The 17,839-nt window shown below is 69.7% G+C and carries 22 protein-coding genes; 7 read left to right on the forward strand and 15 right to left on the reverse strand.

The annotated features are described in order from the left end of the window. Nucleotides 1–68: 68 nt before the first annotated feature. The 6 genes from rpoN to WS61_RS20315 all read right to left on the reverse strand — a co-directional run bounded on the left by rpoN (nucleotide 69) and on the right by WS61_RS20315 (nucleotide 3,698). Complete coding sequence (gene rpoN / locus WS61_RS20290; protein WP_059502845.1) at nucleotides 69–1,502, reverse strand: RNA polymerase factor sigma-54; 1,434 nt, start codon at nucleotides 1,500–1,502, stop codon at nucleotides 69–71. A gap of 196 nt (nucleotides 1,503–1,698) precedes the next feature. Further along, complete coding sequence (locus tag WS61_RS20295; RefSeq protein ID WP_059502847.1) at nucleotides 1,699–2,208, reverse strand: DUF892 family protein; 510 nt, start codon at nucleotides 2,206–2,208, stop codon at nucleotides 1,699–1,701. Between the two features lie 87 nt (nucleotides 2,209–2,295). Beyond that, the gene (locus tag WS61_RS20300; RefSeq protein ID WP_059502849.1) at nucleotides 2,296–2,610 is read right to left on the reverse strand and encodes a hypothetical protein; all 315 of its coding nucleotides are present in this window, start codon (nucleotides 2,608–2,610) and stop codon (nucleotides 2,296–2,298) included. A gap of 50 nt (nucleotides 2,611–2,660) precedes the next feature. Next, on the reverse strand, nucleotides 2,661–2,972 hold the full coding sequence (locus WS61_RS20305; RefSeq protein ID WP_059502851.1) for a hypothetical protein: 312 nt from the start codon (nucleotides 2,970–2,972) through the stop codon (nucleotides 2,661–2,663). Then, nucleotides 2,969–3,202 carry a hypothetical protein gene (locus tag WS61_RS20310; protein WP_095211790.1) on the reverse strand — a complete coding sequence of 78 codons (234 nt, stop codon included), beginning with the start codon at nucleotides 3,200–3,202 and terminating at the stop codon, nucleotides 2,969–2,971. Before WS61_RS20310 ends, WS61_RS20305 begins: the two co-directional genes overlap by 4 nt. Nucleotides 3,203–3,395: 193 nt before the next feature. Then, nucleotides 3,396–3,698: a hypothetical protein gene (locus tag WS61_RS20315; protein ID WP_012336612.1), complete on the reverse strand. Its 303-nt coding sequence runs from the start codon at nucleotides 3,696–3,698 to the stop codon at nucleotides 3,396–3,398. Nucleotides 3,699–3,864: 166 nt separating this feature from the next. On the opposite strand from WS61_RS20315, the gene WS61_RS20320 reads away from it, so the two are divergent. The 3 genes from WS61_RS20320 (at nucleotide 3,865) to WS61_RS20330 (ending at nucleotide 5,214) form a co-directional block, all read left to right on the forward strand. After that, nucleotides 3,865–4,119, forward strand: coding sequence for a hypothetical protein (locus WS61_RS20320; protein ID WP_059502854.1), 255 nt, complete (start codon nucleotides 3,865–3,867; stop codon nucleotides 4,117–4,119). An 88-nt stretch (nucleotides 4,120–4,207) separates the two neighbouring features. Further along, entirely contained in the window at nucleotides 4,208–4,639 is a 432-nt protein-coding gene (locus WS61_RS20325; protein ID WP_006498341.1) for a CBS domain-containing protein, read from the forward strand. A gap of 92 nt (nucleotides 4,640–4,731) precedes the next feature. Continuing rightward, nucleotides 4,732–5,214, forward strand: a complete 483-nt coding sequence (locus tag WS61_RS20330; protein ID WP_006498342.1) for a PRC-barrel domain-containing protein — start codon at nucleotides 4,732–4,734, stop codon at nucleotides 5,212–5,214. 100 nt (nucleotides 5,215–5,314) lie between these two features. On the opposite strand, the gene WS61_RS20335 is transcribed toward WS61_RS20330, so the two are convergent. After that, the gene (locus WS61_RS20335) at nucleotides 5,315–5,794 is read right to left on the reverse strand and encodes a response regulator (RefSeq protein ID WP_059503025.1); all 480 of its coding nucleotides are present in this window, start codon (nucleotides 5,792–5,794) and stop codon (nucleotides 5,315–5,317) included. 232 nt (nucleotides 5,795–6,026) lie between these two features. On the opposite strand from WS61_RS20335, the gene WS61_RS20340 reads away from it, so the two are divergent. Both WS61_RS20340 and WS61_RS20345 read left to right on the forward strand, forming a co-directional pair. Next, nucleotides 6,027–6,689: a UdgX family uracil-DNA binding protein gene (locus WS61_RS20340; RefSeq protein ID WP_059503027.1), complete on the forward strand. Its 663-nt coding sequence runs from the start codon at nucleotides 6,027–6,029 to the stop codon at nucleotides 6,687–6,689. After that, nucleotides 6,686–7,978 (forward strand): Nramp family divalent metal transporter, encoded by a 1,293-nt coding sequence (locus tag WS61_RS20345; RefSeq protein WP_059502856.1) that lies wholly within the window; start codon nucleotides 6,686–6,688, stop codon nucleotides 7,976–7,978. Before WS61_RS20340 ends, WS61_RS20345 begins: the two co-directional genes overlap by 4 nt. A 94-nt stretch (nucleotides 7,979–8,072) precedes the next feature. Here WS61_RS20345 and WS61_RS20350 read toward each other — a convergent pair whose 3' ends face one another. The 7 genes from WS61_RS20350 to WS61_RS20380 all read right to left on the reverse strand — a co-directional run bounded on the left by WS61_RS20350 (nucleotide 8,073) and on the right by WS61_RS20380 (nucleotide 12,795). Beyond that, on the reverse strand, nucleotides 8,073–8,684 hold the full coding sequence (locus tag WS61_RS20350) for a DUF892 family protein (protein ID WP_059502858.1): 612 nt from the start codon (nucleotides 8,682–8,684) through the stop codon (nucleotides 8,073–8,075). A gap of 59 nt (nucleotides 8,685–8,743) precedes the next feature. Beyond that, complete coding sequence (locus WS61_RS20355; protein ID WP_059502860.1) at nucleotides 8,744–9,358, reverse strand: DUF4142 domain-containing protein; 615 nt, start codon at nucleotides 9,356–9,358, stop codon at nucleotides 8,744–8,746. Nucleotides 9,359–9,392: 34 nt separating this feature from the next. Next, on the reverse strand, nucleotides 9,393–10,250 hold the full coding sequence (locus tag WS61_RS20360; protein ID WP_059502862.1) for an SDR family oxidoreductase: 858 nt from the start codon (nucleotides 10,248–10,250) through the stop codon (nucleotides 9,393–9,395). Between the two features lie 127 nt (nucleotides 10,251–10,377). After that, nucleotides 10,378–10,944 (reverse strand): hypothetical protein, encoded by a 567-nt coding sequence (locus tag WS61_RS20365; RefSeq protein WP_059502864.1) that lies wholly within the window; start codon nucleotides 10,942–10,944, stop codon nucleotides 10,378–10,380. Between the two features lie 61 nt (nucleotides 10,945–11,005). Beyond that, the gene (locus tag WS61_RS20370) at nucleotides 11,006–11,305 is read right to left on the reverse strand and encodes a DUF2795 domain-containing protein (protein ID WP_059502866.1); all 300 of its coding nucleotides are present in this window, start codon (nucleotides 11,303–11,305) and stop codon (nucleotides 11,006–11,008) included. A 29-nt stretch (nucleotides 11,306–11,334) separates the two neighbouring features. Continuing rightward, on the reverse strand, nucleotides 11,335–12,363 hold the full coding sequence (locus WS61_RS20375) for an SDR family oxidoreductase (RefSeq protein WP_059502867.1): 1,029 nt from the start codon (nucleotides 12,361–12,363) through the stop codon (nucleotides 11,335–11,337). 27 nt (nucleotides 12,364–12,390) lie between these two features. Further along, complete coding sequence (locus tag WS61_RS20380; protein WP_059502869.1) at nucleotides 12,391–12,795, reverse strand: BON domain-containing protein; 405 nt, start codon at nucleotides 12,793–12,795, stop codon at nucleotides 12,391–12,393. Between the two features lie 244 nt (nucleotides 12,796–13,039). On the opposite strand from WS61_RS20380, the gene WS61_RS20385 reads away from it, so the two are divergent. Then, on the forward strand, nucleotides 13,040–14,359 hold the full coding sequence (locus tag WS61_RS20385; protein WP_059503029.1) for a glycosyltransferase family 1 protein: 1,320 nt from the start codon (nucleotides 13,040–13,042) through the stop codon (nucleotides 14,357–14,359). Beyond that, on the forward strand, nucleotides 14,359–15,405 hold the full coding sequence (locus WS61_RS20390; RefSeq protein WP_059502871.1) for a UDP-glucuronic acid decarboxylase family protein: 1,047 nt from the start codon (nucleotides 14,359–14,361) through the stop codon (nucleotides 15,403–15,405). The genes WS61_RS20385 and WS61_RS20390 overlap by 1 nt, the downstream gene beginning before the upstream one ends. A gap of 22 nt (nucleotides 15,406–15,427) precedes the next feature. Here the strand turns inward: WS61_RS20390 and WS61_RS20395 are convergent, their stop codons facing one another. Continuing rightward, nucleotides 15,428–17,734, reverse strand: coding sequence for an ATP-binding protein (locus WS61_RS20395; protein WP_059502873.1), 2,307 nt, complete (start codon nucleotides 17,732–17,734; stop codon nucleotides 15,428–15,430). Nucleotides 17,735–17,839 lie beyond the last annotated feature (105 nt).

Genomic DNA, 17,839 nt, shown 5'->3' on the forward strand with positions numbered 1-17,839 from the left:
TGCGCTCCTCTCGTTGGCGCGCGAGCCGACGCAACGCGCGGCACGCGCGGGGTGGAACAATCGGGCCGTCACGCGGCGTCGCGACGCCGCAGGTCGGCCGGCGGAATCTTCATCGCCTGGCGATACTTCGTCACCGTGCGGCGCGCAAGAAGAATGCCGCGGCCTGCGAGGTTCTCGGCGAGCGCGACGTCGGACAGCGGATCGGTATCCCGCTCGGCCGCGATCATGTCGCGGATCAGCACCTTCGCGGCCGACGCCGAACACACGCCCTTGCCCGCGGCCTCGAGCTTGCGCGGGAAGAAGTGCTTGAACTCGAACGTACCGTGCGGCGTGGCCATGTACTTGTTGCCGGTGGCGCGCGATACGGTCGACTCGTGCAGGTCGAGTTCCTCGGCAATGTCGCGCAGCACGAGCGGCTTCATCGCGATCTCGCCGTAGCGGAAGAAATCGCGCTGCCGCGCGACGATGCATTCGCCCACGCGCTGAATCGTGTCGAAGCGCTTCTGCACGTTGCGGATCAGCCAGCGCGCCTCCTGCAGCTGCTGGCCGAGCGGCGAATCGCGCTCGCCGCTGGACTGCGCGAACAGCGTCGCGTAGCGCTCGTGCAAGCGCGCACGCGGCAGCACGGCCGGATTGATCGTGACGACCCATTCGTCGCGCACCTGGCGCACGATCACGTCGGGCACCACGTAATCGCCGCGCGTGCTGCCGTAGTGATTGCCGGGGCGCGGGTCGAGCCCGCGCACCAGCGCGCAGGCAGCATGCAGCGTCTGCGTGTTGCAGCCGAGGCGCCGCTGGATCTCGGCCGTCTCGCGGCGCGCGAGCCGCTCCAGATGCTCGCGCGCGATCGCTTTCGCTTCCGCGAGCGCCGGCGTGCCGGCCGGAATCGCGTCGAGCTGCAACACCAGGCATTCGGACAACGAACGGGCGGCGATCCCCGGCCGGTCGAGCATCTGCACGAGCCGCAGCGCGACCGCGAGATCCTGCTCCGACAGCAGCCACGCCGGATCGGCGGCGACCAGGAGTTCGGGAAGCGCCTGACGCAGGTAGCCGTCATCGTCCAGCGCATCGATCACGAGGCGCGCGGCTTCGCGATCGCGTTTGTTGAGCGGATAGAGCCGGAGCGCATCGTGCAGTTGCTGATGCAGCGACGGCTCGGCGGCCATCCATTCGCCGGGCGACAGGCCGTCGCCGTCCTCGCCCTGGCGGCTCGTGCCGCGCGGCGCGGGCGCGGCGGTAAACGGCACCTCGCCGTCCGGCGGGCGGATTTCGTCGTGCTCGGGCGCCGCTTCGGGCGCGGCCGCTTCGGTCGGCTGCTCGGGCGTTCCGGCAGCCGTTTCCTCGTCGCCCAGGCCGTCTTCGAGAAACGGGTTCATGTCGAGCGCCTGACGCAATTCCTGTTGAAATTCAAGCGAGGACAACTGCAGCAGCCGCAGCGACTGCTGAAGCCTCGGCGTAAGTGCCAGATGCTGTCGCATCTGCAGCGCAAGCGAGACGGGCATCGAAAGCCTCCTGACGGTTCGGTTCGCGGTATGTCTTCTACCGGACGTCATGCAGCTTCCGTGCCAATCGCGCAAAGCGCGATACGTCGCGGCTCTCGCGGGTTCGAACCCCGTCTCGACACAAGCCGAGAAAGCTTTTTTACAAGCCGGGGGCAAGTTTGGGGCACGCATTTCGCTCGCGGGAAAACGCGCCTCTTCACCGCTTCGCATCGATGCGGTCGACCGCCGAACGATCGAGAAACGCGGTCGTCAACTCGGGCAGATGACGCAGCAACCATGCGGCCATGTCGCGCTCCTGCTGCAGGATTCGCTCGCAACACGCGCGGATCTCTTCTTCGCCGGCCGCGTGCGCCGCCGCGACGAGCGCCGTGTACGCGGCGATTTCGAGTTGCTCGAACGCATAGCCGGCCAACGCCGTCTTCACGACTTCGTCGTCCGCCAGCATGCCGCTCGCGATCTGCCCGTAGGCGGCGACGCGCGCGGACAGATCCTTGGTCGCCGACGGCGACGTACCGAGCCGCATCAGGCACGCTTCGACGAGCGCCTGCTGGCCGAGCGTCTCGTCAAGATGCAGCCGGAGCCGATCCTGCAATTGCGGATAGTGGCCGACCCGCTTCATCTGCGCGTCGATCATCGTCTCAGCCTGGCGCTCCATCGCGTATGCATCGCGCAGCCAGTCCTCCAGGTGCTCGTGCTGATTCGCCATCGCATTCCTCCGGCCGCATCGCGATGCGGCATGCCGTGACACGGCGTCGCGACGCGTCGCCGCGCCGCGTCGCCGCAACGCGTCGGGTCAGTACTGCATCGGCGGCGGCGTGCCCGGCAGCGGCGGGTCGCCTTGCGTGCCGTTCGGGCCGGGCGGCGGCACGTCGGCCGGTTCGCCGACGGTCGCGCCCTGCGGCATCGCGTTGCCCGGCGACGGACGCGTGTCGTAGCGCGTATTCGCATCCGGCATCGTCGTGGTCGACTGTGCGCCGCGGCCGTCGGGCGGCGCGGGCGGCGCCGCATGCGCGCCGTAGGGGCCGTTGGTCGGTTGCGTGCATGCGCCTAGCGCGCACGCAGCGGCGAACGCACAGGCGCCCACCCGTATCGTCTGGATCGTGTTCATCGAATCCTCCCGGAAGTCGGCGGCTCGGAGCCACGCCGCGGCGGCACCGCTCAGAGCCGGTTGAAATGGAAATCGCCCGCGTACGCGGTCGGCCCGCGGCGCGCCATCATCGCGTCGAATTCGGCCGCGACGCGCGTGAGCGCGCCGCGTTGCCGTTCGACGTCGGCCCGTTCGAGCGCGGCGAAGGCGTCGGGGTCGAACGTGACGGTCAGCGACGCCGGATGGCCGTCGACGTGAAAGCCGACGTGCAATGCACCGGCCGGCTGCTCCTCGACGTGAAACGGCATCTCGCGCGCCTCGAAATGGCGGCCGAGCGTCTCCGCGATGTCGCGCAGCAGGCCGGGTTTCACGCGGATACTCATTGCAGGCCCTCCCTGCGCACGAGCGGCATCGCGCGCACCGGCGGCTCCGGGGACGGTGGATCGCGTTCCGGCGGCGCATGCCCGGGCGGGTCGCCCTCCGGTTCCCGGTACGGTTCGGGCATGTCCGGCGGCACGTCGTCGGGATCGGGCGGCTCGGGGTCCGGCTCGGTGTCGGGAATCGGTGGCTCGGGCCGTTGCAGCCACCGCTCGGGTTCGTGTGTCATCGGCATTCCCTATCGTTGCTGGATTCGGGTCGATATCGGCGCGACGGCCGCGTATCGAAGATTGGTGAAGCGAAGATCCGCAAACCGCGTGCCGTCCGCTCTCTCGTCCCTGCACGGGCGTCGACGCGGCGTCGCGCGGCCCAACGCGAAGCGCCATGCCTTCGCTACACCGTTCGCTGCAAAACTTGCAAGCACGCCGCTACGCGTCGTACGCGGCCATGACCAGCCACAGCTCGCGGCCGTCGTCCCGCACGCGCGCCGCGAGCGCGTAGGGATCCGACGGCTCGCACGCGCGCTGCAGCGCGAAGCGCGCCGGCTCGGTCGCCCCGAACGTCTCGTCGCCGAGCGGCCGCACGTCGGCCTTGCCCTCGAACATCCGGCGCTCGGGCCGGTAGATCAGCGGTTCATGCTTCCACGTATCGAAATGGCTCTTCACGGAATCGAATCCGCCGCCGCATACGTTGATCTCGTAGCGCACCCCTGGTCGTCGTTTCGGAATCATCGTCGTACCTCCCGCTCGATATGCGCGCAGCAGGCCTGCTGTTGCGCCGTGTCGTCATGGTCGTCGTCGTGGTCGCCGTGGGAGCGGCAAATCACGTGCCGTGCGTGCGGATCGGGAACGCCGGTTGCGCCGAGGCGGCTCATCGTCCCCGATACGGAGCACCGCCATGAAGGATTCGACCCGGCACGGCCACGACGCACCGGCGCACGAGCGGCAGCCCGACCCGCACCCGCCGCTGAAAGACCAGGACCGCACGCACACACGCCACTCGGAGCGTCATATCGACAAGCAGCTCGAGGACACGTTTCCAGCGAGCGACCCGCCCGCGACCGGCGGCGTCACGCGCATCGAGCCCGACACGCCGCCCGGCACGCACGACGACGGGCCGTGGCAGGACAAGCGGGAACGCGACGACGAATGACGCGACGACCCGCGCGCACGGCATGCGGCTTGCTGGATCGCAGCAGCCGCATCGGCACATTGCTTCACCTACCGCCAAGGAGAATTTCATGCATCGCGTCAACGAAATCATGTCGCAGGACGTCGTGCGGATCGCACCGACCGACTCGATCCGTCATGCCGCCCAACTGATGGAGCGCTACGACATCGGCGCGCTGCCCGTGTGCGACAACAACCGGCTGGTCGGGATGGTGACGGACCGCGATCTCGCGGTGCGCGCGATCTCGGCCGGCAAGCCGCCGGAGACGCGAATCCACGAGGTCGCGTCCGGCCCGATCGAATGGTGCTTCGACGACGATTCGCTGGACGAGATCCAGCACTACATGGCCGATGCGCAACTGCGCCGGCTGCCCGTCGTCGATCACGACAAGCGCCTGGTCGGCATGCTGTCGCTTGCCGACATCGCGACGCGCACGGCCAGCCCGGAGCGCGACGACGTGGCGAACACGCTGGAAGGCGTGTCGCAACCGAAGCAGACGTGACGGAGCGATTTTCGCCCCGCCCCGACAACCCGCGCGACCCGCAGGGCCCGCCCCCCGGGCACGGTCGCGCCCCACGCAGCCTGGAGGAAACCATGCAGACTCCCGATCAAGGTCAGACCCGCATCATCGGCAAGGGCGCCGCGACGGCGGCCGGCCCCGGCCCCGACGTGATGGCGGCCGATACGCTGGAAGGCGACAAGGTCTATACGACCGACGGCGACGATGTCGGCAAGATCAAGGACATCATGCTCGACGTGCGCTCCGGCCGCATCGCGTATGCGGTGCTGTCGAGCGGCGGCATCCTCGGCATCGGCGACAAGCTCCATGCGATCCCGTGGAGCGCGCTGACGCTCGATACCGAGCGCAAGTGCTTCCTGCTGTCGGTATCGTCCGAGCGGATCCGCAACGCGCCGGGGTTCGACAAGGACCACTGGCCGGCAATGGCCGATCCGCAATGGGCCGAGCCGCTGCACGAGTTCTACGGCAGCACCCCGTACTGGAGTGCCGGCGACGAGCTCGGGCTGACCGACCCGACCGAAGACCTCGACGATCCGCGCACGCGCGGCCGCCACTGACCGCACCGCGACGCAGCGCCGGTTCGCCGGCGCATCCGTCCGACACGCCCCGCCCGCGCGGGGCGTTTTTTTGCCCGCGCCGCGCGCGCCGCCAGCCTTTTTACAAGGGTCGTGTAACGTCCCCGTCCGGCGCCACCGCGCCGCCGCACGCCGATTCGAGGTAGCCCAGCAGCCGGTGCGGCGTCAGCGGCTTCGCGCAATGCGCATCGAAGCCGGCTTCCTTCGCCAGTTCGCGATCCCGCCGCGACGCCAGCCCGCTGCACGCGATCAGCAGCATGTCGGCCGTTTGCGGATCGCCGCGCAGCCGCGTCGCCAGTTCCAGTCCGTCGAGGCCCGGCATCGCGATATCGAGTACGACCGCGAACGGCTGCCAGTCGCGTGCGACGTCGCACACGGCGAACGGATCGTCGGCGACCCGGCACTCGAAGCCGCGCGCCTCGAGCAGCAAGCGCAGCGCATCCGCCGCATCGCGATAGTCGTCGACGACCAGCACGCGGCGCGGGCGGCGCGGCACGCTGTCGGGCGCGCGCCACAACAGCACGTCGTCGGCGGCCGGGTCGTCGCCGGGGTCGGGTAGCATCTGCTTCTCCTGTCGTTGGACGGACTTGTCACGCAAGGCGCGCGCCCATAGCGACTGCATGCGGCATGCCGGTTGCTGCGTGGTTCGCATCGTCGATCCGGGAGTCCTTCATGCGTGCGATGCGGCATCAATCGTCCCGTTTGCGTCCCTCTGCGCGTGCGACCATGCGATTGCCGAAGTGTTCCGCCCGATCGCCGCGCGCCGCTGCGTCGGCCCGCACCGGAGGCGCCGCATGAGCCGCAAGGCGCCCGATGCTCCGACACCGCCGCCCGACGACGAGGCCCCGCGCACGCTCGACGCGTGCCGCCGCTGCGCGCTGTGGGAACACGCGACCCAGCCGGTGCCGGGCGCCGGGCCCCTCGATGCGACGATCATGCTGGTCGGCGAGCAGCCGGGCGACCAGGAGGACCGCGCGGGCATGCCGTTCGTCGGTGCAGCCGGCCGCATGCTGGACCGCGCGCTCGACGAAGCCGGAATCGAACGCTCGCACGTCTATCTGACGAACGCGGTCAAGCACTTCAAATGGGAACCGCGCGGCAAGCGGCGGCTGCACAAGACGCCCGCGCAGCGCGAAGTGGCCGCGTGCCGCTACTGGCTCGAACGCGAGCTGGCAGCCGTACAGCCGCGCGTGGTGGTCGCGCTCGGCGCGACGGCGTTGCGCGCGGTCCTGCAGGACAACGACGCGACGCTCGAGCGCACGCGCGCGCCGGTGCGCACCGACGACGGCCGGCTCGTCGTCGCCACCTATCACCCGTCGTACGTGCTGCGCACGCGCGGCGCCGATTCCCGCGAACATGCGTACCGCACGCTGGTCGACGCGTTGCGCACCGCGTCGCGCCTCGCGCGCGAGCGACGCGGCGGCGGCGCTCGCCCGTCGCACGGGGACGCCGGATGAGCGGACTGGGCGATGGCGCGCGGGCGGCGGCCGAGACGCCGCCGCCCGCCGCGAAACCGTGGTATCGGCGGCTCGGCCCCGGCCTGCTCGCGGGCGCGTCGGACGCCGATCCGAGCAACGTCGCCGTCTACGCGCAGGCCGGCAGCCAGTTCGGTTTCAACATGCTGTGGATGATCGTCGTCACGCTGCCGATGATGGTCGCCGTGCAGCTGGCGGCGGCGTTCATCGGGCGACGCAATCGCGAAGGCCTCGTGGCCGGCATCCGCGAACGGTTTTCCGATCGCGTCGCGAAGACGCTGATCGTGATGGTCGTGATCGTCAACGTCGTGAACGTCGGCGCCGATCTGGCGGCGATGGGCGATGCGACGGCGCTCGTCGTCGGCGGCCGCAGCTACTGGTATGCACCGCTCTACGGGATCGCATCGCTGGCGTTGCAGGTGATGCTGTCGTACGAACGCTATGCGCGCTGGCTGAAATGGATGACGCTCGGCCTGATCGCGTACGTGCTCGAACTCGGCTTCGTGCACGTCGACTGGGGCAGCGTGCTGCATGCGATCGTGCTGCCGCAGATCGCGTTCACGCATGCGTATGCGACCACCGCGGTCGCCGTGCTCGGCACGACGCTGAGCCCGTATCTGTTCGTGTGGCAGGCCGCGCTCGAAGTCGAGCAAACCACGGCCGAGCAACGGGACGGCGAACGCGACACGCGCCGCGAGACCGAGCAGCGCGTCACGGTCGATACGTGGACCGGCATGATCGTCACGAACGCGGTGTCGTTCTGCATCATGGTGATCGGCGCGGCCGTCTTCTTCGCGCGCGGCCGGCACGACATCGGCAGCACCGCGCAGGCCGCCGAGGCGCTGCGGCCGCTCGCCGGCGAAGCCGCGTTCCTGGTGTTCGCGTTCGGCATCGTCGGCTGCGGGCTGCTCGCGATTCCCGCGTTCGCGGGCAGCGCCGCCTACGGTTGCGCGGAAGCCTGGCGGTTCCGCGAAGGGTTGAACGAGCCCGTGCGGCGCGCGCCCGCGTTCTACACGGTGCTGGCGCTGTGCGTGATCGTCGGCATCGCGATCTGCTTCAGCCCGATCGACCCGATCCGGGCGTTGTACTGGAGCGCCGTGCTCAACGGCGTCGCGGCGGTGCCGATGCTCGTGCTCGTGATGCTGCTGTCGGGCAAGCGCGATGCGGCCGGCCAGCCCGGAAGCGGCCCGGTATCGAAACTGTTCGGCTGGGTGGCGGTCGCGTTGATGGCGGCGTCGGTGGTGACGATGCTCGTCGACATGCTGACGTGAAGGATCGACACGGTCCACCGACGTCGGTTGCGTACGCAACCTTCATGGCCGGCGGGCGGGCGCCGCGCCGAGCGCGACACCGCCCGCCCGGTCGTTACATCATCTTGCCGCGCGAGCGCTCGGCACGTGCCGCATCGGCGGCGGATTCCACCTTCCTCACTTCCTCCGGCGGCGGCAGCACCGCCTTGAAGCCCATCGACTCGATCCACATCTCGCGCGCCCAGCCACGCGTGTGATACAGATGATGATCCTCGTCGGCCTCCACCTCGTCGTGCGCGGCCTTCAGCGCCTTCGCGGCGTCGCTGTCGGGCAACTGGTCGGCCGCGTAGCCGATCAACTCCCAGTTCAGGTGATCCTTGGTTTCGGCCAGCACCACGCACTCGACTGCCACCACCTGCGCGACGGCCGGGTCGGCCTGCTTCTTCGCCTGCTGGATCACCTGCACCAGCGACTTGCCGGTGGCGGCCACCGCGGCGCGCCCCGGCGATTGCGCATCGGGATCGAGGCCGAGCGTTTCGAATACCTTGCGCAGCACCTCCTGGTGATGCAGCGTCTCGCGGTGGTACTTCTCCCATTCCTTGTGCAGATCCTCGTCGGTCGCGCACTGGAGCGCGGCCTCGTAAATCTGCGCACCGCCAAGCTCGGTCTCGTATGCCTGGCAGAGCAGTTCGAGGATGCCTTCGTGCTTCGATTGCCGTTGGGCCATGACTGCTTCTCCGAAAAAGCGGGCCGCACGTGCGGCCCGAGGGTGGAACCGGGCGCGCGTTATTGCGAGCCCACCTTGCGTGCAACCGTCTCTGCCATGCTCAGGTGATGCCTGAGCGTCGGCAGCGTGGACTTGGCGAACGCGCGCAGTTGCGCGTCCTTGCCGTCGCGCGCTTCGTCTTCGAACAACGCGACTGCCTTCTTGTGTGCATCGGGGCCGGCCGCCGCCAGATACGCGGTGTCGAAGTCGTGCCCGCTCTTGCCGCGCAGCGCCTCCACGTCGGGATCCGAGATCGGGTCGACCTGCGGCTTCATGCCCTTGCGCGAGGCGATTTCCTCGAGCTTCGCATTCGCCTTGCCGTGATCCGCGACCATCCGTTTCGCGAACGCGCGCACGTCCGCCGACTGCGCCTGCTTCAGCGCGAGCTGGCTTGCCTGCACTTCCGCCTTGCCGGCCATCGCGGCCTTGTCGACGAACTCCGCGTCGGTGCCCTTCGGCGCTTTCGCGATGCCGGGATCGCCCGCGGCGCCCGCGCCCGACGACGGATTGATCACGCCGCCCGGCACATGCGAATTCGACGCGGGCGGCTCGCTCGGCATCTGCGCGCGGGCGAGGCCCGACACGGCGAGCACGCCGGCGACGAGCGCGGCGATCGTCCAGTTGGGTTGTCTCATCTGCTTTCTCCTTGTAGTTGCGTGAGGGCGGCCGTCAGCCGCCGACGATCGAGCCGCCATTCGGATGCAGCGTCTGCCCGGTCATGTAGCTCGCGCCGTCCGACGCGAGCAGCACGTAGCAGTCGATCAGTTCGTCCGGCTGCCCCGGTCGCTTGAGCGGCACGTTCGAGCCGAATTTCGCGACCTGTTCGGGCGTGAACGTCGACGGAATCAGCGGCGTCCAGATCGGCCCCGGCGCGACCGCGTTCACGCGGATATCGCGTTCGGCCAGCTCGATCGACAACGACCGCGTGAACGCGACGATCGCGCCCTTGGTCGCCGAGTAGTCGGGGAGTTTCGGGCTGCCGTGATAGGCGGTGACCGACGCCGTGTTGACGATGCGTCCGCCCGGCTTCAAGTGCGGCAGCGCGGCCTGCGTGCAGAAGAACATCCCGTACACGTTCGTGCGGAACGTGCGCTCGAGCTGTTCCTCGGACACGTCCTCGATGCCCGGCTGCGGATGCTGCTCGCCCGCGTTGTTCACGAGCACGTCGAGGCGGCCGAGCCGCTCGACCGTGCGCGCCACTGCGTCGCGCGCCTGCCGGCGATCGCCGACGTCGCATGCGATCGCCTCGCAGCGCCGGCCGGCCTGCTCGATCAGTTGCTTCGTATGCGCGGCGTCGTCGGATTCCTTCAGGTAGACGATCGCGACGTCCGCGCCTTCCTTCGCGAAGCCGATCGCCACGGCGCGGCCGATCCCGCTGTCGCCGCCCGTCACCAGCGCGACCTTGCCGGCGAGCTTGCCGCTGCCGACGTAGTCGGCCGCTTCGTCGCGCGGCTTCGGATGCATGTCGCGCTCGGTACCCGGCCGATGCGCCTGTTTCTGCGGCGGCGGGGTCTGTGCGTGGGTCATGGGTTCCTCCTTGAACGGATGCCGACGATGCCGCGCAAGCGGCGTGCCGCGCGCGCCGCACGCCGGCCTGCACGCGTCGACCGTGTTTCGACGGTGGGCGTTGCAAGCGTCTGGAAAAAGGGCATCTTCAGCGCGGGCCGCCGGACGCGGCTTCATCGGGCCGGCGCACCGGATCGAAATCGCGCCATTCGCCGTCCTGCCAGTCGCCTTCGACACGCTCGATCGACTTCGCGCCGGTCGCGCGCAGCACGTCTTCCGCAGCCGTCGCGGTATCGGGCGTCACGCGCGCGGCGAGGATCACGCCGGTCTGGCTCTGCGCGAGCGTGCCCTTGCCTTCGGCCTGCTCGCCGCGCATCCGCCCGAGCGCGCCGCCGAATGCGCCGAGATACGCGCCGGCCAGCGCGCCCGCAGCCGGCACGAACCAGTAGCGCAAGCCGAGCGCATACACGATCAATCCGACGACGACGCCGATCAGCAAGCCGCGAATCGCGCCGACCATCGCGCCGCGGCCGCCCGGTTTCGCCGCCGTATCGGCATACACGTCGCCGCCGATCGGGAAGCGTGCGTGCTGGCCGCCGGGGTTCAGGAAGAAGATCGACACGTCGTCGGGCCCGAACGCGCGCTCGTAAAGGTGACGCGCCCCACCTTCCGCTTCATCGAACGTCGTGAAACGGCCTGCGACGATCATCGCCATGGTCGTGCTCCTCGTGATGGGTGCGCCGCGCGCTCGCGCACGCGGCGCGACGGGGCGACGCCTACATCAGCCGCCCGAGTTCCTTCGATACCGACGCCGGCGTGTCGTACTCGCGCTCGGGAATCTTGCGCAGCATGTCGAGCACCTCGCGGTCGGCATGCGAGCGCTCCGCGCACTGCACGACGTCCGACTTGCTGGCCGGGTAGTCCATCCCCTTCAGCGCCTTCTGCACGTCGACCGGGCTCGGCGGTTTGCCGTGCCCCGTCTGGTGCCCGCCCTTGTCGTGGTCCTGCTGCGTGCGCTCGCCTTCGTGCGCACGCGAGTGGCTGTATTCGTGGCCCGTATGTTGTCGGGATGTCATGAAAGCCTCCTTGGAAAATCTCAACGAAATCACGCGGACGACCGGCGTGCCCGCGCGAACGCGGCAAACGCCAGCGCCGCCGCGCCCAGCGCGACCGCGCCGGCAACCTTCGGCCGCTGCACCACCGTGTTGTACGCACAGCTGCGCAGCACCGGCCCTTCCATGCCCTCGCGCTCGTGCAGCGCGTGGCGCGAGTCGTACAGCGCGTTGTCGTCGCGCGGCCGCGCGGGGCGCACCGTGCGCTGGCCGCGCGAGAACAGCGTGGCCGCGACGCGATCGAACAGGCGCGGCGCGTGGTAGGCGCTCGCCGACGTGAACTTCGCGGCGCCGCCGACGAACAGCGTGCGGCGCGGGTGCGCGGCCGCGAACAGGATCGCGTTGGCCACCAGGTCGGGGTCGTAGATCGGCGGCGGCAGCTTCGCCTCGACGTTCATGTAGTTCTTCGCGTGCATCACGAACATCGTGTCGATCGCGGCCGGCTTGATCAGCGTGACGGACACCGGCAGGTGATCCGCTTCCATCTCGAGCCGCAGCGAATCGGTGAAGCCTTTCACCGCGTGCTTCGACGCGACGTATGCGCTTTGCAGCGGCACGGGCGCGTCGGACGCCTCGCTGCCCATGTTGATGATCGCGCCGCCGTGGAAATCGCTCTTGCGCCGGAAATGGTCGGCCGCGACGAGCGAGCCGTGTACGACGCCCCAGTAGTTGGTGTCGAACAGCCGGCGCTGATCCTCGAGCGGCACCGCGGCCGCCGTGCCGAAGATCGACACGCCCGCATTGTTGACCCAGGTGTCGAAGCCGCCGTACGTGTCGGCCGCCGCCGCGGCCGCGCGCTGCAGATCCTCGATATTGCCGACGTCGCCGGCCACCGGCACCGCAAGGCCGCCGTGCTGGCGGATTTCCTCGCACAGCGTGTTCAGCGCTTCCTCGTTGCGCGCGAACAGCACGAGCTTCGCGCCGCGCCGTGCCGCCTTGCGCGCGGTGACGAGACCGATGCCGCTGGTCGCGCCGGTGATCACGATCGTCTGTTCGCCGACCGGTTTGAGCATGCAGTTCATCGCTGGACTCCTGTGACGGCCGCGCGGTTATTTGGGCCGGATGGTCAACTGGTCGCGCACGGTCTGCACGCCGTCCACCTGCTTCACGACGCTGACGGCCTGCGTGCGCTGCTGCTCGTCGGGCACGCTGCCGGTGAGCGTCACGGTGCCGTGCCGCGTCTTCACGTGGATGTCGCCGGCCGACAGGCCGCTCGTGCCGACGAGCTCGGCCTTCGCCTTGGTCGTGATCGTCGCGTCGCGGATCTTCGTGCCGGTGCTCGAATGCGACGACGACGTCGACGACGATGCGGCGCCGTCGTCGCCGGCGGCGACCGCGTTCGGCGCGACGACCATGCACGCGGTGGCCGCGGCGATCGCGACCGCCATGCCGGTGCGCACCGCACGCTGGCGGCGGATGTGCGGGGAGCGGGCTTGCAGCTGGAATACCTTCATCGTGACCTCCTTTTCATCGGGCCGGGCGGGCCGGCGGGTGAACAGAGGTCGCGCAAATCGCGTGCCGCGACGCGTGCGCCGCTTGCCCGCGGGAAACCGCGATCAGACGCCCTTTCATCCAACGCGTTGTAATTTTTTCGGCACACCGGGAAGCGGTTTTCCCCGCAATCCGGCGGGCATGCCGATTGCCGAGCGACCGATGACGGCGGCCCATGAGCGCGGCCCCGATATCGGGAGCAATACCATGCAAAGAATCGCGTTGATCAGTGAACATGCATCGCCGCTGGGCGTGATCGGCGGCGTCGATGCCGGCGGTCAGAACATCTATGTCGCGAACGTCGCGAAGCAGCTCGCGGAGCGCGGCCTCGACGTCGACGTCTACACGCGCTGCGACAACCCGCATTTGCCGGAAGTCGTGCCGATCGGCCCGCACATGCGCGTGATTCACGTGCCGGCCGGGCCGCCGGCCGACGTGCCCAAGGAGCGGCTGTTGCCGTACATGGGCGCATTCGCGAAATACATGATCGCGCGCATGCGGCGCGAGCCCGACCCGGTCGACGTGATGCACGCGAACTTCTTCATGTCGGGCGACGCGGCGCTGCGCGTGAAAAAAGCGCTCGGCATCCCGCTCGTCACGACGTTCCATGCGCTCGGCCGCGTGCGGCGGCTGCACCAGGGCACGGCCGACGGCTTCCCCGATGCGCGCTTCGCGATCGAGGACACGCTCGCCCGCCGCTCGGACCGCCTGATCGCCGAATGTCCTCAGGATGCGCTCGATCTGACGACCCACTATCGCGCCGACACCGCGCGCATCGAGATCGTGCCGTGCGGCTTCGACGAGCGCGAATTCCGGCCGGTGCCGCGCGTCGATGCGCGCGCGCGGCTGGGCTGGCCGCAGGACGCGTTCGTCGTGCTGCAACTGGGCCGTCTGGTGCCGCGCAAGGGCATCGATACCGTGATCGACGCGCTCGCGCGCATGCCGCGCGATCCGCAGCGGCCGACGCACCTGTACGTCGTCGGCGGCAGCCAGGCGACGCCCGACCCCGCACGCGACCCGGAACTCGCGCGGCTCGCCGCATTCGCGCACGAACTCGGGATCGCGAACCGCGTGACCTTCGTCGGCCGGCGCGATCGCGACGCGCTGCACCTGTACTACAGTGCGGCCGACGTGTTCGTGACGACGCCGTGGTACGAGCCGTTCGGCATCACGCCGGTCGAGGCGATGGCGTGCGCGGCGGCGGTGATCGGCAGCGACGTCGGCGGCATCCGCACGACGGTCGACGACGGCACCACCGGCTATCTCGTGCCGCCGCGCGACCCGGCCGCGCTGGCCGCGCGCCTCGTGCAACTGCGCGCGAAGCCCGAACTGTGCGCGGCGCTCGGCCGCGCCGGCTACCTGCGCGCGCATCGCTTCTACACCTGGCAAGGCGTAGCCGACCGGCTCGTCGACATCTATCGCGACGTCGCCCACGCGCAGCGCGCCGGCACGTCGGCCGGCACCGGCCGGCGCACGCCCGTCGGCACCACGACGGCCATGCTCGCACACCGCAAGGAGAATACGTAATGAAGGGCTACGATCGAAAACGCGTCCTCGTCACCGGCGGCGCCGGCTTCCTGGGTTCGCATCTGTGCGAGCGGCTCGTGACGGCCGGCCACGACGTGCTGTGCGTCGACAATTTCTACACGGGCACGAAGGACAACATCGCGCACCTGCTCGATGCGCCGAACTTCGAGCTGATGCGCCACGACGTGACGTTTCCGCTCTACGTCGAAGTCGACGAGATCTACAACCTCGCGTGCCCGGCGTCGCCCGTTCACTACCAGCGCGACCCCGTACAGACGACGAAGACCAGCGTGCACGGCGCGATCAACCTGCTCGGCCTCGCGAAACGCGTGAAGGCGCGCATCCTGCAGGCATCGACGAGCGAGGTGTACGGCGACCCCGACGTCCATCCGCAGGACGAGCACTATTGCGGCCGCGTCAATCCGACCGGCATCCGCGCGTGCTACGACGAAGGCAAGCGCTGCGCGGAAACGCTGTTCGCGGACTATCACCGCCAGTACGGCGTCGACGTGCGCATCGCGCGGATCTTCAATACGTACGGCCCGCGCATGCACCCGGCCGACGGGCGCGTGGTGTCGAACTTCGTCACGCAAGCGCTCGCGGAACAGCCGCTGACCGTCTACGGCGACGGCAAGCAGACGCGCTCGTTCTGCTACGTGGACGACATGGTCGATGCGTTGATCCGGCTGATGGACGAACCGGGCGATGCGAGCGAGCCGGTCAATCTCGGCAGCGACGTCGAGATCGCGATGATCGACGTCGCGCGGGAAGTCGTGCGGATCGTCGGCGCGACGGTGCCGATCGAATTCCGGCCGCTGCCGTCCGACGATCCGCGCCAGCGGCGGCCGAATCTGGCCGCCGCGCAGAAGCGGCTCGGCTGGCGCGCGACGACGACGCTCGCGAACGGGCTCGCGCACACCGCGCGATACTTCATTCAACGCCAGGTCACGCACCACACGCCCGGCGACCTCGTGCGCAGCACGCGCATCGCGTCGCACCTGCTCGCCCAGGTCCACACGCAGAACCGGCCGGCGCCGACCACCTGACGCGGCCGGTGCGCGACGCGCGTCAGCCGTCGCGCTTCGTCACGTGCGCGATCTTGTGCGCCAGTTCGCGCACGTCGACCGGCTTGCACAGGTAGCCGTCGAAGCCGGCCTCCAGCGCGCGGCGTTCGTCGGCGAGGCCCGCGTGCGCGGTGACGGCCAGCACGCGCACGTCGGGCGGGCCGCCGTCGCCGTTCATCGTGCCGCGCCGCAACGCGTCCAGCAGCCAGAAGCCGTCGCCGTTGGGCATCGCGAGATCGGACAGCACGACCGTCGGCCGCATGTCGGCCGCCATCGCGAGCGCCTCGCGCCCCGACGACGCGATCGCGACGGCCGCGCCGAATGTGGTCAGCGCGGCCGTGAGGCTCGCACGCGTGGTCGGATCGTCGTCGACGATCAGGATGCGTTGCGTATCGAGCACGAGCGCGTCGCGACGGCTGCCCGCCTGCACGATCCCCCACGCCATCGCGCCGGCCGGCTGCCACCCGGCCGGCAGCGTCACAGTGAACGTCGTGCCGCGATCGCGGCCCGCGCTCGCGACGGTCACCCGGCCGCCATGCAACTGTGCGATGTGCCGCACGATCGACAGGCCGAGGCCGAGCCCCCGCCGCGGCGATGCGGGCGAATCGTCCGCACGGCGGAACATGTCGAACACGTACGGGACGAACTCCGGCGCGACACCCTGCCCCGTATCGGCGACGGTCAGCACCGCATGCGCGTCGTCGCGCGCGAGCCCGACCGTCACGCTGCCGCCGGCCGGCGTGAATTTCAGCGCATTCGAAATGAGGTTCGACAGCATCTGCCGCAATCGCTCGGCGTCGCCCGACACGATGCACGCGGACGCGTCGCAGTCGAATTCGAGCATGATGCCGGCCGACGATGCGGCGGTCTGGAACGTGCCGACCTGGTCGGAGAACAGCCGGACGATGTCGACCGGCGTCGTGTCGAGCCGCAGCTTGCCGGTCGCGAGCGACGACGCATCGAGGATGTCGCCGACCATCCGCGTGAGCGAACGCGCGCTGCGGTCGATCGCGTCGATCGCCTGATGCTGCAGCGCGTGGTCGCCGGTATTGCGCAGCACCTCGATCCACCCGTAGATCACGTTCAGCGGCGTGCGCAATTCGTGCGATACCGTGGCCAGCAACTCGTCCTTCAGCCGGTTCGACGTGTCGGCCTGCTCGCGCGCATGGCGCGCGCCCTGCAACGAGCGCTGCGCCCGCAGCTCGTGGCGGCGCTGCGCGCCGGTTTCTCGCAGCGTCAGCGACAGCGCGACGCAGGCCCGCGCGTCGCCCTGCACCGGACATGCCGATACCGTCGCCCGAAAACGCCGGCCGTCGCGCCGCACGCACAGCAGTTCGAGCGGCCCGACCGGCTCGCGCATCGTGTCGAACGATTTGGCGAGCGGATGGAGCCGCAACCAGCGCGGCGCGATCAGCGTGTCGAACCGGCGGCCGCGCGCATCGGCCTCGTCGTATCCGAAGATCCGCTGCGCGGTCGGGTTCCAGCTCGCGATGTGGCCGCTGGCGTCGATCCCGACGATCGCGTCCGGCGATGCATCGACGACCGCACGCTGCAGCCGCGATGCGTCGACGCGCGCGCGGTCCGCGCCTGCATCGCGCAGCATCAGCACCGCGCCGCCGAGATTGCCGTCCGCATCGCCAAGCGGCGACGCGACCGCGACGATCGGCACCGGATCGCCGTTGCCGGTCTGCAGCCAATGCCGGTCGGACGTCGCCTCGGCGCCGCCGAGCGCACGATCGAGCGGCGTGGTCGGCACGCGGCGGCCTTCGTGGTCGACGATCCGCAGCACGTCGCGCACCGGCCGCCCCATTGCGGCGTCCGGCCGGCAGCCGACGAGTTCGGCCGCGGCCGCGTTGAGATAGGTGACCCGGCCCATCGTATCGGCCGCGATCACGCCGTGCGGCAGCGCGCCCAGCACGGCTTCGAGCTGCCGGCGTGCAGCCGCCTCGCGTCGGCTTGCGCGAGCGTTCGTCACGCGCGTGTGATGCAGCATCGACGCGATCGCGCACACCAGCGCGCCGATCAGCATGAACGTGCCGAGCTGCACGAGCCGCTCGGGCAGCGGCGCCGTATAGGCGGCCGGATCGGACAGGAACAGCGTCCACACGAGCAGCCCGCTGACCACGGTCGACACGATGCCGAACAGGAACGATGTCGCCCACGCGGCGCCGGCGAGCAGCGGGTAATACAGCACGAACGGCAAATTCACGCCGCCGAACCGGATCGCGAGCGTCTGCAGCACGGTCGCGATCGCGACCAGCATCACGGCCGTTGCGTAATTTCCGGCCTGCGGCCGTGCAATTTCGGTCATTGAACACGCTCCTGCGGGAACAGTCGGCAGCGGGCGCCGTGCGCGCCGCCGGCGGGCACGGCGCATGCTGGCCGATCGGCACCGGCGGCCCGGCCGCTCACGATG

The sequence above is a fragment of the Burkholderia sp. ABCPW 11 genome (assembly GCF_001523445.1).
Taxonomy (GTDB): domain Bacteria; phylum Pseudomonadota; class Gammaproteobacteria; order Burkholderiales; family Burkholderiaceae; genus Burkholderia.

Bases quoted from the DNA above. Each gene is read 5' to 3' on its own strand.
- WS61_RS20320 (WP_059502854.1), top strand. From the start codon at position 3,865: ATGAAGGATTCGACCCGGCACGGCCACGACGCACCGGCGCACGAGCGG.
- WS61_RS20335 (WP_059503025.1), bottom strand. From the start codon at position 5,794: ATGCTACCCGACCCCGGCGACGACCCGGCCGCCGACGACGTGCTGTTG.
- WS61_RS20345 (WP_059502856.1), top strand. From the start codon at position 6,686: ATGAGCGGACTGGGCGATGGCGCGCGGGCGGCGGCCGAGACGCCGCCG.
- WS61_RS20380 (WP_059502869.1), bottom strand. From the start codon at position 12,795: ATGAAGGTATTCCAGCTGCAAGCCCGCTCCCCGCACATCCGCCGCCAG.
- WS61_RS20305 (WP_059502851.1), bottom strand. From the start codon at position 2,972: ATGAGTATCCGCGTGAAACCCGGCCTGCTGCGCGACATCGCGGAGACG.
- WS61_RS20370 (WP_059502866.1), bottom strand. From the start codon at position 11,305: ATGACATCCCGACAACATACGGGCCACGAATACAGCCACTCGCGTGCG.
- WS61_RS20330 (WP_006498342.1), top strand. From the start codon at position 4,732: ATGCAGACTCCCGATCAAGGTCAGACCCGCATCATCGGCAAGGGCGCC.
- WS61_RS20375 (WP_059502867.1), bottom strand. From the start codon at position 12,363: ATGAACTGCATGCTCAAACCGGTCGGCGAACAGACGATCGTGATCACC.
- rpoN (WP_059502845.1), bottom strand. From the start codon at position 1,502: ATGCCCGTCTCGCTTGCGCTGCAGATGCGACAGCATCTGGCACTTACG.
- WS61_RS20340 (WP_059503027.1), top strand. From the start codon at position 6,027: ATGAGCCGCAAGGCGCCCGATGCTCCGACACCGCCGCCCGACGACGAG.
- WS61_RS20300 (WP_059502849.1), bottom strand. From the start codon at position 2,610: ATGAACACGATCCAGACGATACGGGTGGGCGCCTGTGCGTTCGCCGCT.
- WS61_RS20395 (WP_059502873.1), bottom strand. From the start codon at position 17,734: ATGACCGAAATTGCACGGCCGCAGGCCGGAAATTACGCAACGGCCGTG.
- WS61_RS20315 (WP_012336612.1), bottom strand. From the start codon at position 3,698: ATGATTCCGAAACGACGACCAGGGGTGCGCTACGAGATCAACGTATGC.
- WS61_RS20365 (WP_059502864.1), bottom strand. From the start codon at position 10,944: ATGGCGATGATCGTCGCAGGCCGTTTCACGACGTTCGATGAAGCGGAA.
- WS61_RS20385 (WP_059503029.1), top strand. From the start codon at position 13,040: ATGCAAAGAATCGCGTTGATCAGTGAACATGCATCGCCGCTGGGCGTG.
- WS61_RS20350 (WP_059502858.1), bottom strand. From the start codon at position 8,684: ATGGCCCAACGGCAATCGAAGCACGAAGGCATCCTCGAACTGCTCTGC.
- WS61_RS20325 (WP_006498341.1), top strand. From the start codon at position 4,208: ATGCATCGCGTCAACGAAATCATGTCGCAGGACGTCGTGCGGATCGCA.
- WS61_RS20390 (WP_059502871.1), top strand. From the start codon at position 14,359: ATGAAGGGCTACGATCGAAAACGCGTCCTCGTCACCGGCGGCGCCGGC.
- WS61_RS20360 (WP_059502862.1), bottom strand. From the start codon at position 10,250: ATGACCCACGCACAGACCCCGCCGCCGCAGAAACAGGCGCATCGGCCG.
- WS61_RS20310 (WP_095211790.1), bottom strand. From the start codon at position 3,202: ATGCCGATGACACACGAACCCGAGCGGTGGCTGCAACGGCCCGAGCCA.
- WS61_RS20355 (WP_059502860.1), bottom strand. From the start codon at position 9,358: ATGAGACAACCCAACTGGACGATCGCCGCGCTCGTCGCCGGCGTGCTC.
- WS61_RS20295 (WP_059502847.1), bottom strand. From the start codon at position 2,208: ATGGCGAATCAGCACGAGCACCTGGAGGACTGGCTGCGCGATGCATAC.